General features: G+C 71.2%; 14 protein-coding genes and 1 tRNA gene. 11 read left to right on the top strand and 4 right to left on the bottom strand.

Translation table 11 applies throughout. The features are described from left to right. The first annotated feature begins 15 nt into the window (after positions 1 to 15). Both ACF08B_RS06265 and ACF08B_RS06260 read left to right on the top strand, forming a co-directional pair. Positions 16 to 1,266, top strand: coding sequence for a cell wall metabolism sensor histidine kinase WalK (locus tag ACF08B_RS06265; RefSeq protein WP_093475884.1), 1,251 nt, complete (start codon positions 16 to 18; stop codon positions 1,264 to 1,266). Beyond that, positions 1,263 to 1,943: a response regulator transcription factor gene (locus ACF08B_RS06260; protein ID WP_030342036.1), complete on the top strand. Its 681-nt coding sequence runs from the start codon at positions 1,263 to 1,265 to the stop codon at positions 1,941 to 1,943. Before ACF08B_RS06265 ends, ACF08B_RS06260 begins: the two co-directional genes overlap by 4 nt. Before the next feature lie 103 nt (positions 1,944 to 2,046). Here the strand turns inward: ACF08B_RS06260 and ACF08B_RS06255 are convergent, their stop codons facing one another. Continuing rightward, a complete protein-coding gene (locus ACF08B_RS06255) occupies positions 2,047 to 2,712 on the bottom strand; it encodes a DUF461 domain-containing protein (RefSeq protein WP_392316330.1) in 666 nt (221 codons plus the stop codon). Positions 2,713 to 3,350: 638 nt separating this feature from the next. Between ACF08B_RS06255 and ACF08B_RS06250 the strand changes: the two genes are divergently transcribed. The 7 genes from ACF08B_RS06250 to ACF08B_RS06220 all read left to right on the top strand — a co-directional run bounded on the left by ACF08B_RS06250 (position 3,351) and on the right by ACF08B_RS06220 (position 10,285). Next, positions 3,351 to 3,833 carry a CarD family transcriptional regulator gene (locus ACF08B_RS06250; protein ID WP_003953493.1) on the top strand — a complete coding sequence of 161 codons (483 nt, stop codon included), beginning with the start codon at positions 3,351 to 3,353 and terminating at the stop codon, positions 3,831 to 3,833. 321 nt (positions 3,834 to 4,154) lie between these two features. Next, the gene (gene ispD, locus ACF08B_RS06245; protein WP_073887941.1) at positions 4,155 to 4,907 is read left to right on the top strand and encodes a 2-C-methyl-D-erythritol 4-phosphate cytidylyltransferase; all 753 of its coding nucleotides are present in this window, start codon (positions 4,155 to 4,157) and stop codon (positions 4,905 to 4,907) included. After that, on the top strand, positions 4,897 to 5,391 hold the full coding sequence (gene ispF / locus ACF08B_RS06240) for a 2-C-methyl-D-erythritol 2,4-cyclodiphosphate synthase (protein ID WP_392165622.1): 495 nt from the start codon (positions 4,897 to 4,899) through the stop codon (positions 5,389 to 5,391). The genes ispD and ispF overlap by 11 nt, the downstream gene beginning before the upstream one ends. A gap of 119 nt (positions 5,392 to 5,510) precedes the next feature. Next, the gene (locus ACF08B_RS06235; protein ID WP_392316329.1) at positions 5,511 to 5,915 is read left to right on the top strand and encodes a PPOX class F420-dependent oxidoreductase; all 405 of its coding nucleotides are present in this window, start codon (positions 5,511 to 5,513) and stop codon (positions 5,913 to 5,915) included. Between the two features lie 60 nt (positions 5,916 to 5,975). Then, the gene (gene cysS / locus ACF08B_RS06230; protein WP_392316328.1) at positions 5,976 to 7,376 is read left to right on the top strand and encodes a cysteine--tRNA ligase; all 1,401 of its coding nucleotides are present in this window, start codon (positions 5,976 to 5,978) and stop codon (positions 7,374 to 7,376) included. 99 nt (positions 7,377 to 7,475) lie between these two features. Further along, complete coding sequence (gene rlmB, locus ACF08B_RS06225) at positions 7,476 to 8,417, top strand: 23S rRNA (guanosine(2251)-2'-O)-methyltransferase RlmB (protein ID WP_392316327.1); 942 nt, start codon at positions 7,476 to 7,478, stop codon at positions 8,415 to 8,417. Positions 8,418 to 8,545: 128 nt separating this feature from the next. After that, positions 8,546 to 10,285 (top strand): DoxX family protein, encoded by a 1,740-nt coding sequence (locus ACF08B_RS06220; RefSeq protein ID WP_392316326.1) that lies wholly within the window; start codon positions 8,546 to 8,548, stop codon positions 10,283 to 10,285. A gap of 76 nt (positions 10,286 to 10,361) precedes the next feature. On the opposite strand, the gene ACF08B_RS06215 is transcribed toward ACF08B_RS06220, so the two are convergent. From ACF08B_RS06215 to ACF08B_RS06205, 3 genes are all read right to left on the bottom strand, one after another. Further along, a complete protein-coding gene (locus ACF08B_RS06215) occupies positions 10,362 to 11,093 on the bottom strand; it encodes a nucleotidyltransferase family protein (protein ID WP_073887951.1) in 732 nt (243 codons plus the stop codon). 119 nt (positions 11,094 to 11,212) lie between these two features. Beyond that, positions 11,213 to 11,671 carry a hypothetical protein gene (locus tag ACF08B_RS06210; RefSeq protein WP_093475872.1) on the bottom strand — a complete coding sequence of 153 codons (459 nt, stop codon included), beginning with the start codon at positions 11,669 to 11,671 and terminating at the stop codon, positions 11,213 to 11,215. Between the two features lie 206 nt (positions 11,672 to 11,877). Next, positions 11,878 to 13,014 carry an ABC transporter ATP-binding protein gene (locus ACF08B_RS06205; protein ID WP_392316325.1) on the bottom strand — a complete coding sequence of 379 codons (1,137 nt, stop codon included), beginning with the start codon at positions 13,012 to 13,014 and terminating at the stop codon, positions 11,878 to 11,880. A gap of 218 nt (positions 13,015 to 13,232) precedes the next feature. Between ACF08B_RS06205 and ACF08B_RS06200 the strand changes: the two genes are divergently transcribed. Together ACF08B_RS06200 and ACF08B_RS06195 are read left to right on the top strand one after the other, a co-directional pair. Continuing rightward, positions 13,233 to 13,309, top strand: a tRNA-Thr gene (locus ACF08B_RS06200). 115 nt (positions 13,310 to 13,424) lie between these two features. Further along, complete coding sequence (locus ACF08B_RS06195; RefSeq protein ID WP_392316324.1) at positions 13,425 to 14,078, top strand: rhomboid-like protein; 654 nt, start codon at positions 13,425 to 13,427, stop codon at positions 14,076 to 14,078. Positions 14,079 to 14,085: the final 7 nt, after the last annotated feature.

The raw sequence follows: 14,085 nt of genomic DNA, 5'->3' as shown, positions 1-14,085 counted from the left end.
GCCTAACCTTGAGGCATGGACGTGAACGCGGCGGTCGCCGCAGCGGCAGCGATCGCCGGGGTGCTCACCGGTGTCATCGCCGTGCTGGCGTTCCGCTGGAGCGAACGCGACCAGAAGCGACCCACCAGGACTTCCTTGCACACCGATCCCGTACTCCCGCCCGGCGTGGACACCGTACTGTCCGTGCTCCGCTCCTCGGCCGTCGTCCTCGACGAGGCCGACGCCGTAGTCAAAGCCAGCTCCGCCGCCTACGCCCTCGGGCTGGTCCGCGGCGGCAAGCTCGCCGTGGAGCCCATGCTCCAGATGGCCCGGGACACCAGGCGGGACGGTGAGATACGCCAGGTCGAGCTGGACCTGCCCCGCAGGGGCACCGGCCGCGGCGAGGCCCTCGCCGTCTCCGCCCGCGTGGCCCCGCTCGGCTCCCGCCTGGTCCTGCTGCTGGTCGAGGACCTGACGGAGGCCCGCCGCATCGAGGCGGTACGACGCGACTTCGTCGCGAACGTCAGCCACGAGCTCAAGACCCCGGTCGGCGCCCTCTCCCTGCTCTCCGAGGCCGTCATGGACGCCTCCGACGACCCCGAGGCCGTCCAGCGCTTCGCCGGCCGCATGCAGATCGAGGCGACCCGGCTGACCAACCTGGTCCAGGAGCTCATCGATCTGTCGCGGGTCCAGAACGACGACCCCCTCGAGGACGCCGAGCCCGTCCGCGTGGACGAACTGGTCGCCGAGGCCATCGACCGCTGCCGCCACCAGGCGGGCACCAAGCAGATCACCATGGCCGCCGGGGGCACGGCCGACCTGCATGTCTGGGGGAACCGGGGCCAGCTGGCCGCGGCCCTCGGCAACCTGGTCGAGAACGCCGTGAACTACTCCCCGGCCCGCACCCGCGTCGGCATAGCGGCCCGCCGGGTCACCGCCCGCGGCGGCGACATGATCGAGCTCGCGGTCACCGACCAGGGCATCGGCATCTCCGAGAAGGACAAGGAGCGCGTCTTCGAGCGCTTCTACCGCGTGGACCCGGCCCGCTCCCGGGCCACCGGCGGCACCGGTCTGGGTCTCGCGATCGTCAAGCACGTGGTCGCCTCGCACGGCGGGGAGGTCACGGTCTGGAGCGCCGAGGGCCAGGGCTCCACCTTCACCCTCAAGCTGCCGGAGGCGGGTGCCGCCCGCGACCGTGCTCAGCAGCATCCCGACCTCGACGACGAGGCCGGCACCACCGAGTCATCCCCGTACGAACCGCTTCCCGCCCCGGAGGTCCTTCCGTGACCCGAGTGCTCGTCGTCGAGGACGAGGAGTCCTTCTCCGACGCCCTGTCGTACATGCTCCGCAAGGAGGGCTTCGAGGTCGCCGTCGCGGCCACGGGCCCCGACGGACTCGACGAGTTCGAGCGCAACGGCGCCGACCTCGTCCTCCTCGACCTGATGCTGCCGGGTCTGCCCGGCACCGAGGTGTGCCGTCAGCTGCGCGGCCGCTCCAACGTCCCCGTGATCATGGTGACCGCGAAGGACAGCGAGATCGACAAGGTGGTCGGTCTCGAAATAGGAGCCGACGACTACGTCACCAAGCCCTTCTCCTCCCGCGAGCTGGTCGCCCGCATCCGCGCGGTGCTGCGCCGCCGGGGCGAGCCGGAGGAGGTCACCCCGGCCGCCCTGGAGGCGGGCCCGGTCCGTATGGACGTCGACCGGCACGTGGTGACGGTCGCCGGTTCCAAGGTCGACCTGCCCCTCAAGGAGTTCGACCTGCTGGAGATGCTGCTGCGCAACGCGGGCCGCGTCCTCACCCGCATGCAGCTCATCGACCGGGTCTGGGGCGCCGACTACGTGGGCGACACCAAGACCCTCGACGTCCACGTCAAGCGCCTGCGGGCCAAGATCGAGCCGGACCCGGGTGCCCCGCGCTACCTGGTCACGGTCCGCGGCCTGGGCTACAAGTTCGAGCCGTAGGCCGAGGGCAGGCGCCGGCGCTCCTGAGCCCGCGCGCACGGCCGTACGACGGAGGGCGGCACCCCGGCCGGGGTGCCGCCCTCCGTCGTACGTGTACGGCCGCTCAGTTGCCGGCGGACGACTGGGACGCCGAGTCGCTCGGGGTGACGGCGGTGCCGGTGGCGGAGGACGACGGGGTCGCCTTCCCGCCCTTGCCGGGCTTGCCGCTGCCGGACGCGGTCGCGCCCGGGGCGCCGGCGGTCGCCGAGGCGGACGGGATCTCGCTCGGGCCCCACTTGTCGAAGTAGCTGGTGGCCGGGACCACGAAGGCCTCCAGGCCGACCTCGCCGGTCTTGCTGAGGGTGAAGGTCACCTTCTGGGCGTTGCCGTCCTGCACGGCCTCACGGCCGCTGGGGAGCAGCGCGGAGGCGTTGTCCTTGCCGCCGAGGACCAGCGAGCCGCCGGCCGGGACGGTCAGGCTCTGCCCCTTGGCCGGGGTCAGCTTCACGGTCTCGTTGGAGCCCGGGATCGCGATCGACTCGAGGGTCTGGCTGGTGCTGCCCGAGTTGAACACGGTCGCCGAGATCACGGCCGGACCCGTCGACTTCAGGTCGGGCTGCGTGATGATCGTGGCGTTCTGGATCTTGATGTCGCCGACGCTGGTCGCCGCGTTGTCCGGCTTGATCTCCAGAGTCTGGGCGTCGTTGCCGGCACCGCAGGCGGCGAGCGAGGCGATCGAGAAGACGATGGCGGAGGCGGCGAGGGCGCCGCGTCGAAGGCTGCTGCTCACGGCGGCGGCAACTCCTTGAACGCGCGGGCGGCTTCCTGATAAAGCCACCCTAAGTGTCTGTCAGCGGGCCTTAGGTTACCGAGCCGTTCCGGAGCGACGGCACCCGACCCTCCCCCAAGCACGGGCCTTCCCTCCGGGTGGGGGTACCCCGGACGCCACAACTGACTCTCCAGTCACATTGCGGGCCGCTCGTCCTTCATTCACATAACGCGACGGCGATCTCTCACAAAGGCCCCGCGAGTCGGCTTCCGATCCGGCGCGCAAAAACCGCCGGTGAAGGAATGCGCGACCGCCCCGGAATTGATCACGCGCCACCCGGCCGGCAGCCGTTGATCAATTCTGGATTCGTCTCACATCCACCTCCCGTCACCGAACGGAGTAGCGGAAGTCGCACGCCTGGAACCGGACAAAACGGGATGTTCGGCCACTTGGAGTCGGCTCCCGACGTGTGTAACGTACGCGTTTCGCCCCGCCCGGAGAGCCCCTCCGACCTGCGAATACCCGCTTCCGCAAGGCCCTCGCAGCACGTTCCGGTTGCTGTTGTCAAGCCCCGAGATATGCCCTGACCTGCGAAAACGCCATTCAGAAGACGCCGTATCCGTGTTACCCTGGATAGCCACGGAAGGGGTACCTGTCACATGACGTTCAAGGTTGGCGACACCGTGGTCTATCCCCATCACGGGGCCGCGCTGATCGAGGCCATCGAAACTCGCCAGATCAAAGGCGTGGACAAGACCTACTTGGTGCTGAAGGTCGCCCAGGGTGACCTGACGGTACGTGTGCCAGCGGACAATGCGGAGTTCGTCGGCGTGCGTGATGTGGTCGGTCAGGACGGGCTGGACCGGGTCTTCGAGGTGCTGCGCGCACCGTACGCCGAGGAGCCCACGAACTGGTCCCGTCGCTACAAGGCAAACCTGGAGAAGCTCGCCTCCGGCGATGTCATCAAGGTCGCGGAAGTCGTGCGTGACCTGTGGCGTCGCGAGCGCGAGCGCGGACTCTCCGCCGGTGAGAAGCGCATGCTCGCCAAGGCCCGCCAGATCCTGGTGAGCGAGCTGGCCCTCGCGGAGAACACCAACGAGGACAAGGCCGAGGCCCTGCTCGACGAGGTGCTCGCCTCCTGACGCGCGGCGTCGGCGATCCGTCGCCGGCAGCACGCTCAGCACAGTGAAATGCCGCGGTGCCCGATGACACGGAAATGTCGCCGGGCGCTGCGGCATGTTCGTACCCGGCGCACCGCCTCCCCACCGGGTCCGGCCGGGCACGCCGCACATCCGTGCACCGAGCCGCCGTACACCTCGGGGGAAGTCCCCCGATACTTGACGTGCCGGGCCCGGGCGGACGGCTCGACCAGAGTCACGGAAAGGGTCCGGTCAAGGCCTGGCGCCCGGCACTCCTCCAGGCCATACCCACCTGGGTCGAGCACACAAACCTGACAGGAACCGATGTCTGACGAATCGCGCCCTTCACCCGCGCAGACCGCCGTCGCCGCCGTGATTCCCGCCGCAGGCCGGGGCGTACGCCTCGGTCCGGGCGCCCCCAAGGCGCTGCGTGCCCTGAACGGCACGCCCATGCTCATCCACGCGGTTCGCGCGCTCGCGGCGTCCCGCCACGTCTCCCTGGTGATCGTCGTCGCCCCGCCGGACGGCGCCGCCGAGGTCAAGTCCCTGCTCGACGCGCACGCCCTGCCCGAGCGGACGGACTTCCTGGTCGTCCCCGGCGGGGAGTCCCGCCAGGAGTCGGTCCGGCTCGGCCTGGACGCCCTGCCGCCCGAGTACGGCGTCGTCCTCGTCCACGACGCGGCCCGCCCGCTCGTCCCCGTCGACACCGTCGACGCGGTCGTCGAGGCCGTCCGCGCCGGCGCTCCCGCCGTGGTCCCCGCGCTGCCGCTCGCCGACACCGTGAAGGAGGTGGCGCCCGCGGCCACGGCCGGCGACCCGGAACCCGTGGTCGCGACCCCCGAGCGGGCCCGGCTGCGCGCGGTGCAGACGCCCCAGGGCTTCGACCGGGCGACGCTGCTGCGCGCCCACGAGACCGTCACCGAGGACGTCACCGACGACGCGAGCATGGTGGAGCAGCTCGGGCTGACGGTCGTGGCCGTCCCCGGCCACGAGGAGGCCTTCAAGGTCACCCGCCCGCTCGACCTGGTCCTCGCCGAGGCGGTCCTCGCCCGCAGGAGGCTCAACGATGGCTTCTGACCGGCCGCTCCTGCCGCAGGTCGGCATCGGTACCGACATCCACGCCTTCGAGGAGGGCCGCGAGCTGTGGTGCGCGGGCCTGAAGTGGGAGGGCGAGGGACCGGGGCTGGCCGGCCACTCCGACGCGGACGTCGTCGCCCACGCCGCCTGCAACGCCCTCTTCTCCGCCGCCGGGCTCGGCGACCTGGGACAGCACTTCGGCACCGGCCGCCCCGAGTGGTCCGGCGCGTCGGGGACCACCCTGCTCACCGAGGCGGCTCGGATCGTCCGCGCGGCGGGCTTCACCATCGGCAACGTCGCCGTCCAGGTCGTCGGGCCCCGCCCGAAGATCGGCAGGCGGCGCGACGAGGCGCAGAAGATCCTTTCCGAGGCGGCGGGCGCCCCGGTGTCGGTGTCCGGCGCCACCACGGACGGTCTCGGCTTCCCCGGCCGCGACGAGGGCCTGATGGCGGTGGCGACCGCACTGGTGGTCCGCACCGGCTGACGGCGTCCGGAAGGGGGCGGCCGGCCGGTGCCGGTGGTGCGGGTGAGCCGGGAGCGTGCGAGGGTACCCGGAGAGTCACCGACGAGTCACCGATGACCCGAGGCTTACCGGAGGTACCCATGTCCGCCGCCCTCTCCGACCGGCTCAAGTCCCTGCTCGACGAAAAGGTGTTCATCGTCGTCGGCACCCTCCAGCCCGACGGCAGCCCGCAGATGTCCCCGGTCTGGGTCAAGCGCGACGGTGACGCCCTCCTGTTCTCCACCACGGTCGACCGCCGCAAGAAGAAGAACCTCGACCGCGACCCCCGGGTGACGGTCGTCGTCATGAACCCCGAGCAGCCCTACGAGTACGCCGAGATCCGGGGCACCGCCGAGATGACGACCGAGGGCGGCCAGGCGCTCATCGACGAGCTGAGCCAGAAGTACACGGGCCAGAAGTACGCGGACTTCAATCCGGCGTCGGCCGACGACGCCGAACGCGTGGTCGTCCGCATCACCCCGCGCAAGGTCGTCGGCATGATGTGAGGCGCGGCATTCCGCGGTAGTGGGCACATGGCACGGCCCCGCGCCCACTACCCTGGAGTGGTGACCATTCGCCTGTACGACACCAACGCCCGGCAGATCCGTGACTTCACCCCGCTCAAGCCGGGTTGCGTCTCGATCTACCTCTGTGGTGCCACCGTGCAGGCGGCACCCCACATCGGGCACATCCGCTCGGGCCTCAACTTCGACATCATGCGCCGCTGGTTCGCCCACCGCGGCTACGACGTGACGTTCGTCCGCAACGTCACCGACATCGACGACAAGATCATCAAGAAGGCCCAGGAGCAGAACCGGCCCTGGTGGTCGATCGGCTACGAGAACGAACGCGCCTTCAACGACGGCTACTCCGCCCTCGGCTGCCTCCCGCCCACCTACGAGCCCCGCGCGACCGGCCACATCACCGAGATGACCGAGATGATGCAGGGCCTCATCGAGCGCGGCCACGCCTACGCGGCGGACGGCAACGTCTACTTCGACGTGCGCTCCTTCCCGCGGTACCTGGAGCTGTCCCGGCAGGAACTGGACAACCTGCTCCAGCCGTCCGGCGAGGGCGAGACCGGCAAGCGCGACCCCCGCGACTTCGCCATGTGGAAGTCCGCCAAGCCCGGCGAGCCGACCTGGCCCACCCCGTGGGGTCCCGGCCGCCCCGGCTGGCACCTGGAGTGCTCGGCGATGGCGCACAAGTACCTGGGCAGCGCCTTCGACATCCACGGCGGCGGCCTCGACCTGATCTTCCCGCACCACGAGAACGAGATCGCCCAGGCCAAGGCCTACGGCGACGAGTTCGCGCAGTACTGGGTGCACAACGCGTGGGTCACCATGGCCGGCGACAAGATGTCCAAGTCGCTCGGCAACAGCGTGCTGGTCAGCGAGATGGTCAAGCAGTGGCGCCCCATCGTGCTGCGCTACTACCTCGGCACCCCGCACTACCGCTCGATGATCGAGTACAGCGAGGAGTCGCTGCGCGAGGCCGAGTCGGCGTTCGCGCGCATCGAGGGCTTCGTGCAGCGCGTGGTGGAGAAGGCCGGCGGCGTCGTCGAACCCGCCGCCGAGGTCCCGCCCGCCTTCGCCGAGGCGATGGACGACGACCTGGGCGTCCCGCAGGCGCTCGCCATCGTGCACACCACCGTCCGGCAGGGCAACAGCGCGCTGGCCGCGGACGACAAGGACGCCGCAGTGGCCCGGCTCGCCGAGGTGCGGGCCATGCTCGGCGTCCTCGGACTCGACCCGCTCGACCCGCACTGGGCCGGCGAGGCCGACCGGGGCGAGGACCTGCACGGCGTGGTCGACAGCCTCGTACGCCTCGTCCTCGACCAGCGCGAGTCCGCCCGCGCCCGCAAGGACTGGGCCACCGCCGACGCCATCCGCGACCAGCTCAACCAGTCGGGACTGGTCATCGAGGACGGTCCTCAGGGCCCGCGCTGGAGCCTCGGGCCGCGCTGAGACCGTCGTCGATCCGGTGATCGATTGTGCCGCCCGGACCTCCGGGCGGCACACTGCATAGACGTACACATCCGCACGCACCACAGAGACAGGTAGATCATGGCCGCGAACAACCGTCGCATGTCCGGCAAGAAGGGCGCGCAGGTCGGCAGTGGCGGCCAGCGGCGCAAGGGCCTGGAGGGCAAGGGCCCCACCCCGCCCGCCGAGATGCGCAAGGGACACAAGAAGAACCGCATCGCCAACGCCAAGGCGAAGCAGACCACGCGCCGCCCCGTGGTGCGCGGCCGGGGCGGCAGGTCCGCCTCCGAGCTGGTCGTCGGCCGCAACCCGGTGGTCGAGGCGCTGCGCGAGGGCGTGCCCGCCTCGACGCTCTACGTCCAGCAGTTCATCGACAACGACGAGCGTGTCCGCGAGGCCCTCCAGCTCGCCGCCGAGCGCGGCGGCATCAACCTCATGGAGGCCCCGCGCCCCGAGCTGGACCGCATGACGAACAACCTGAACCACCAGGGCCTGGTCCTGCAGGTCCCGCCGTACGAGTACGCGCACCCCGAGGACCTCGTCGCGGCCGCCTACGACGAGGGCGCCGACCCGCTCGTCGTCGCCCTCGACGGCGTCACCGACCCGCGCAACCTCGGCGCCGTCGTCCGGTCCGTCTCCGCCTTCGGCGGCCACGGCGTCGTCGTCCCCGAGCGCCGCTCGGCCGGCATGACCGCCGGAGCCTGGAAGACCTCCGCGGGTGCGGCCGCCCGTACGCCGGTCGCCCGCGCCACCAACCTCACCCGGGCCCTGGAGGCGTACAAGAAGGCCGGCATCACCGTCGTCGGCCTGGCCGCGGACGGCGAGGTCGAGCTCGGCGACCTCCAGGCCCTGGACGGCCCCGTCGTCATCGTCGTCGGCAGCGAGGGCAAGGGCCTGTCCCGTCTGGTCGGCGAGACCTGCGACCACCGGGTGCGCATCGCGATGCCGGGCGGCGCCGAGTCGCTCAACGCCGGTGTGGCCGCGGGCATCGTGCTGTACGAGGCGGCGCGCAGGCGGAGCTGAACACCCGTCCGGAAGTTCACCTGTGCGGGGTGATTCCGGTGCCCCTGTGGCGTTCGGGACAGCTTTGACGGGGTCCGGACACATCCGGCCGGTCAAAGCAGTGTCCTATCTCCACGTCACTCGGTTAGATGAGTGTGGACACCAGAACACCCCGCACACCCACGGGGGACCGCTCGTCGGGATACGACGACGCTCCCGCGCTGAGCATGGTGAAGGTGCCGAGCGATCCGGCGCAGGTCATCGTCAATCACGCCAGCTTCCGCGTACAGCTGGGCGCATCGGCGAGGCGCAGCCAATCCCCGCGGATCGCCCGGCAACTGAGCGCCACCCAGGACTCCGCCCGGATGCCCGCCATGGGCACGGCGGTCCGGCCCGGCGCCGCCGCCGGCCGCCGCCGCGCCGTCGTGTGGAGCGGCAAGTCCGCCCCCGACGACACCGGCGCCCACCGGCTCCTCCAGGCCGTGCGAGGCAGCAGCGTCCGACACGCCGAGGAACCGGAAGCCGGCGCCACCCAGGTCATCCCGCGCCTCGGAACCGGCTACGCCGACGCCTACGACACCCTCGACCAGACCGTCGAGACGCCCGTCGTCGGCCATCAGCGCACCGCCCCCGACGCCGACGGCACCCGCCTCCTGCCGCACATGCGCACGGTCGGCGGCGCCTACGACCAACCCGCCTACCCGACCGACGACTTCGGGCCCTACGACGGCTACGAGGGCTACGACGACCACGACGGCTACGAGGGGCACGAGCGGTACGAGGGGCACGAGCGGTACGAGGGGTACGACGGCGGGACCGCCTCCTCCGACACCGACACCCCGGCCACCACCAGGCGCCACGGGGACGACCCGGCCCGGCACGCCTACTACCCCGGCCGCCGGCTCAACCTCGGCGTCGTCCTGCTCCCGCTGCGCATCTTCCTCGGCTTCATCTCCATCTACGCCGGCATGGGCAAGCTGTGCGACCCCGTCTACTTCGACGGCGGCAAGCGCGGCTCCATGGTCACCTGGCTCAACACCCTGCATCCCTGGGACGTCGCCGAGCCGCTGCGCCAGTTCGCCCTGCACCACCCGGTCGGCTCCGGGCTGGTGATCGCCTTCCTCCAGGTCGTGGTCGGCGTCCTCACCATCTTCGGCTGCTGGCAGCGCGTGGCCGCGGTGCTCGGCGTCCTGCTCTCCGCCGCCCTGATCGTCACCGTCAGCTGGAAGACGGTCCCGGCGTACGACGCCCCCGACATCATCTACCTCGCCGCCTGGTCGCCGCTGATCATCGCCGGCGCCCCCGTCTACTCCGTGGACGGCCGCCTCGCGGGCAGCGCCTGGCGACGCCTCGGGCCCCGCGCCGACATCTGGGACCTGCGCCGCTTCGTCCTGCGGCGCGGCGCGCTGATCACGGCCGTCACCGTCGGACTCACCCTGCTCCTCGGCTCCCTGCTCGGCGGCGCGGTCCGCGACTCCAGCCGCGTCGTCGTCCCCGGCCCCGGCGAGGCCCCGCGCAACAACCTGCCCGGCTCCACGCTCCCCGAGGAACCCGGCAAGGGGCACAGCAAGGCGCCGTCCGCGTCCAGCTCGCCCACCGGCGGCGCGACGGCCGGTGCCAGCCCCTCGGGCGCGGCGACGACCCCGGGCGCCACCAAGGCCGCCGGCGGCACGACGGCCGCCCCGAGCCAGACCCAGGGCACCACGGGCCAGACCCCGCCGCGCCCCACCTCCCCCACGGGAGGCGTCCCGAGCACCACGGCCGGCCCGACCAGCACCGGCGGCACCAGCACCTCCGGCGGTACCTCCTCGACCGGTGGCGGTACCGGCACCTCCGGCGGCAGCTCCTCCACCGGCCAGCCGGGCCTGGTGGGCGGCCTGCTGGGCTGACCCACCGGAACACGGCGAAGGGCCCCGTACCGGGCAGGTACGGGGCCCTCTTCGACCGCTCTCGGCCCGACCGCTCTCAGCGACCCAGCGCCGCCAGCTCCTTGGCCGCCTCCGTCAGATCCTTCGCCGTGTCGATGGCCCGCCAGTAGGCCCCCTGCGGAAGGGGGAACCCGGCCAGCCGCTGCTCCCGGGCCAGCCGGGGGAACGTCGTCCGCTCGTGATCCCCCCGCTCCGGGAGCAGGGAGGCGAACTCGGGCGAGAACACGTAGACACCGGCGTTGATCTCGAACGTCGACGGCGGTGCCTCGATGAAGTCGGTGATGTGCCCGAACCCGTCGGTCTTCACCGCACCCCAGGGCAGGCGCGGACGGGCCAGCGCCAGGGTGGCCACGGCGTCCCGCTCGGTGTGGAAGTCGGCCATGTCCCGCAGGGAGAAGCGGGTCCAGATGTCGCCGTTGGTGGCGTACCAGGGCCGGTCCGGGTGGGGGAGATGCGCGGCGGCGTACTTGAGGCCGCCGCCGCGGCCGAGGGGCTCGCTCTCCACGACGGTGGTGACGGAGACCGGCAGGTCGGCCGAGTCCAGCCACTTCTGCAGGACCTCGGCGAGGTGGCCGCAGGAGACCACCACGTCCGTCACGCCTTCCTCGGCGAGCCAGGACAGCTGATGGCCGATGATCGGAGTCCCCGTACCGGGGATCTCGACCATCGGCTTGGGCCGGTCGTCGGTGTACGGACGCAGCCGGGAGCCCTGGCCACCGGCCAGGACCACGGCTTGAGTGGGGCGCGACGCGGCGTTCGGATGGGTCATGACCGCACTGTACGTGGCGCCCCACCGCCGTACGCCGGTGGTGACCCGCTCCTCCGGGAGCCGTTACCGACTTCCTACCGGCGCGGGCCCCGAACGGGCGGGCGACGCGGAGCCGGGGCTCAGCTGTGCGCGGTCAGCACACCCGAGGCGAAGGCCGTGTCGCACACCGGGCGGGCGTACGACTGGGCGCGTGAGGCGCCGTAGATGCGCACCGCGGCCTGGCCCAGCGCACGGGCGATGGAGGAGCAGTGCCGGGCGAGGGAGGGGTGTCCGTTGACCGCCTGCTGGAGGTGGGTGAGGACCACCCCCGGGTTCTTGTCCTGGAGTTCGGACATCAGCCGGTCGCGGAGCACGTCCTGCGGGGCGTGGGAGACGGCCTTGACGGGCGCCGCCGCGGAGACGTCCGAGGCGGCCAGCACCGAGCCGGAGGGGCTCCCCGACCAGTTGACCCGGGTGACCGCGAGGGTTCCGGAGAGCACCATGAAGACGGGCAGGACGAGGGCGAGAGTGCGGCCGATCCGGCGGGCAGGGCCGCCCCGGTGGCCGCGTCGCGTCTGAGGGGTGGTGGAGTGCTTCACGCGTGTGAGGGTAGCGCGGGGTAATGATTTGGCGACATTTAGTCACCCCTTCGGGGGATGAGAAGGCGCTTATTTCCGGGTAGGGGGTTGACGCGGCCCGCCCGAAATGATTGCTGCGCCGGGGTTTGTCGCGACCGCGAAGGGGCCCCGCGGTGATCCGCGGGGCCCCTTCGGCCGGTCCCGGCGCCGACGCGCCGCCCGGAGGGTCAGTCGGAGAGGCGCTCGCCCGTGGAGGTCGAGAACACGTGGATCTCGCCCGGCCGCGGCACGACGTGCAGCGTGGAGCCCTTCTCCGGCACCTGACGGCCGTTGACGCGGACGACCAGGTCCTTGACCTCGCCGCCGACCTCGGCGGTGCCGTACACGTAGCCGTCGGCGCCCAGCTCCTCGACGACGTTCACGGAGACGGCGAGACCCGCCGGGGCGTCCGCGGTGTCCTTGGAGAGGGAGGCCGCGACCGCGCCGCCCAGCTCGACCACGTCGAAGTGCTCGGGACGGACGCCGACGGTGACCGTACGGTCGCCCTTGTCGGCGGCGGCCGTCAGCGCCTCGCGGTTCACCGGGACCACGCTGTTGCCGAACTTCACGCCGCCGTCGGTGATCGGGACCTCGACCAGGTTCATGGCCGGGGAGCCGATGAAGCCGGCGACGAACAGGTTCGCGGGCCGGTCGTACATGTTGCGCGGCGAGTCGACCTGCTGGAGCAGACCGTCCTTGAGGACCGCCACGCGGTCGCCCATCGTCATGGCCTCGACCTGGTCGTGGGTGACGTAGACGGTGGTGATGCCGAGCCGGCGCTGGAGCGACGCGATCTGCGTGCGGGTGGAGACACGGAGCTTGGCGTCCAGGTTGGACAGCGGCTCGTCCATGAGGAAGACCTGCGGCTCACGGACGATCGCGCGGCCCATCGCGACACGCTGGCGCTGACCGCCGGAGAGCGCCTTCGGCTTGCGGTCCAGGTACTCGGTGAGGTCGAGGATCTTCGCGGCCTCCTCGACCTTCTGCCGGATCTCCGCCTTGTTGACGCCGGCGATCTTCAGCGCGAAGCCCATGTTGTCCGCGACCGACATGTGCGGGTAGAGCGCGTAGTTCTGGAACACCATGGCGATGTCCCGGTCCTTGGGCGGCAGGTGCGTGACGTCGCGGTCACCGATGCGGATGGCTCCGCCGTTGACGTCCTCGAGCCCCGCGAGCATCCGGAGCGAGGTGGACTTGCCGCAGCCCGACGGGCCGACCAGGACGAGGAACTCGCCGTCCTCGATCGCGATGTCGAGACCGTCGACGGCGGGCTTGGTGGAACCCGGGTAGATCCGGGTCGCCTTGTCGAACGTGACAGTGGCCATGGTGAATGGGCCCCCTTCTACCGGCAGGAACGTGCCGGACGATCCGTTGTAGGAAGGTGGTTGGTGTAGTCCACACGCGTGAACTGGGTCAGGACGGTACCTGCCGCCCACCAGGTCTGTCAGCACCCGCACCCCTGTGAACTTCACGGAAATTTTCCGCCGGGGCCGCGGCGGGACGTGGGTACACTGCACAGGCACGGCCGCTCAGGCGCGTGCGGGCCTCCTTAGCTCAGCTGGTCAGAGCACCGCTCTTGTAAAGCGAAGGTCGTCGGTTCGAATCCGACAGGGGGCTCCAGTGGTCCAGGTGGGACGGGGTCCCACCTGGGCTTTTTTATGGCCGGTGGTGGCCCGCTGGGGCGCCGGGGATGTCAATGACGAGCCGGGCGACACCGGCGTGCGTGAATCGGCTCATGCGAATTCACCGGGGTATGAGCGGGGTGTGGGCCTACGTCCGCAGTGCTCCCGGCACGTACGTGTGGCTGGGGGTCCTGTTCATCACGACGGTCGCGCTGCACCACATGTCGCCGGAGTTCGAGGAGCATTTCCTGCGGCAGCGGTCGACCAACATCCACGAGCTGTCGCGCACCCCCGTGCGGGTGCTGGTGGCGAGCGCGATGTGGATCGACAGCGGGCACTGGATCCCGTACGCGGTGCTGTACACGGTGTTCCACGCGCCGGCCGAACGCTGGCTGGGCACGCCCCGGTGGCTGGCGGTGTGCGCGCTGGCGCACGTGCTGGCGACGCTGATCAGCGAAGGAGTGCTGCTGATGGCGATCCGGGACGGCGTGGCTCCGCGCTCGGCCGTCAACACGCTGGACATCGGGGTGAGTTACGCGCTGGCGGGGGTGATCGCGGTACTCACGTACCGGATTCCCGTGCCCTGGCGGTACGCGTATCTGGCGGCGGTCCTGGTGTTCTTCGGGCTGCCGCTGGCCGCGGAGCCGAGTTTCACGGACTTCGGTCACTTCGTCGCGGTGCTGATCGGGCTGAGCTGCTTTCCGCTGGTCCGGGGGCGGCGGAAAGCACGGAATCCGAAGGAGACACCGGTCGGTCCGACGGGTTAGCGTCCCG

Origin of the sequence: Streptomyces sp. NPDC015139 (assembly GCF_043079785.1) — a bacterium.
GTDB lineage: Bacteria > Actinomycetota > Actinomycetes > Streptomycetales > Streptomycetaceae > Streptomyces > Streptomyces albidocamelliae.
This window is presented reverse-complemented; position numbering and strand designations above follow the sequence as displayed.

Coding starts and splice junctions, on each gene's coding strand:
- ACF08B_RS06265 (WP_093475884.1), top strand. CDS start 16: ATGGACGTGAACGCGGCGGTCGCCGCAGCGGCAGCGATCGCCGGGGTG.
- ACF08B_RS06250 (WP_003953493.1), top strand. CDS start 3,351: ATGACGTTCAAGGTTGGCGACACCGTGGTCTATCCCCATCACGGGGCC.
- ispD (WP_073887941.1), top strand. CDS start 4,155: ATGTCTGACGAATCGCGCCCTTCACCCGCGCAGACCGCCGTCGCCGCC.
- ispF (WP_392165622.1), top strand. CDS start 4,897: ATGGCTTCTGACCGGCCGCTCCTGCCGCAGGTCGGCATCGGTACCGAC.
- ACF08B_RS06235 (WP_392316329.1), top strand. CDS start 5,511: ATGTCCGCCGCCCTCTCCGACCGGCTCAAGTCCCTGCTCGACGAAAAG.
- rlmB (WP_392316327.1), top strand. CDS start 7,476: ATGGCCGCGAACAACCGTCGCATGTCCGGCAAGAAGGGCGCGCAGGTC.
- ACF08B_RS06220 (WP_392316326.1), top strand. CDS start 8,546: ATGAGTGTGGACACCAGAACACCCCGCACACCCACGGGGGACCGCTCG.
- ACF08B_RS06215 (WP_073887951.1), bottom strand. CDS start 11,093: ATGACCCATCCGAACGCCGCGTCGCGCCCCACTCAAGCCGTGGTCCTG.
- ACF08B_RS06205 (WP_392316325.1), bottom strand. CDS start 13,014: ATGGCCACTGTCACGTTCGACAAGGCGACCCGGATCTACCCGGGTTCC.
- ACF08B_RS06195 (WP_392316324.1), top strand. CDS start 13,425: ATGCGAATTCACCGGGGTATGAGCGGGGTGTGGGCCTACGTCCGCAGT.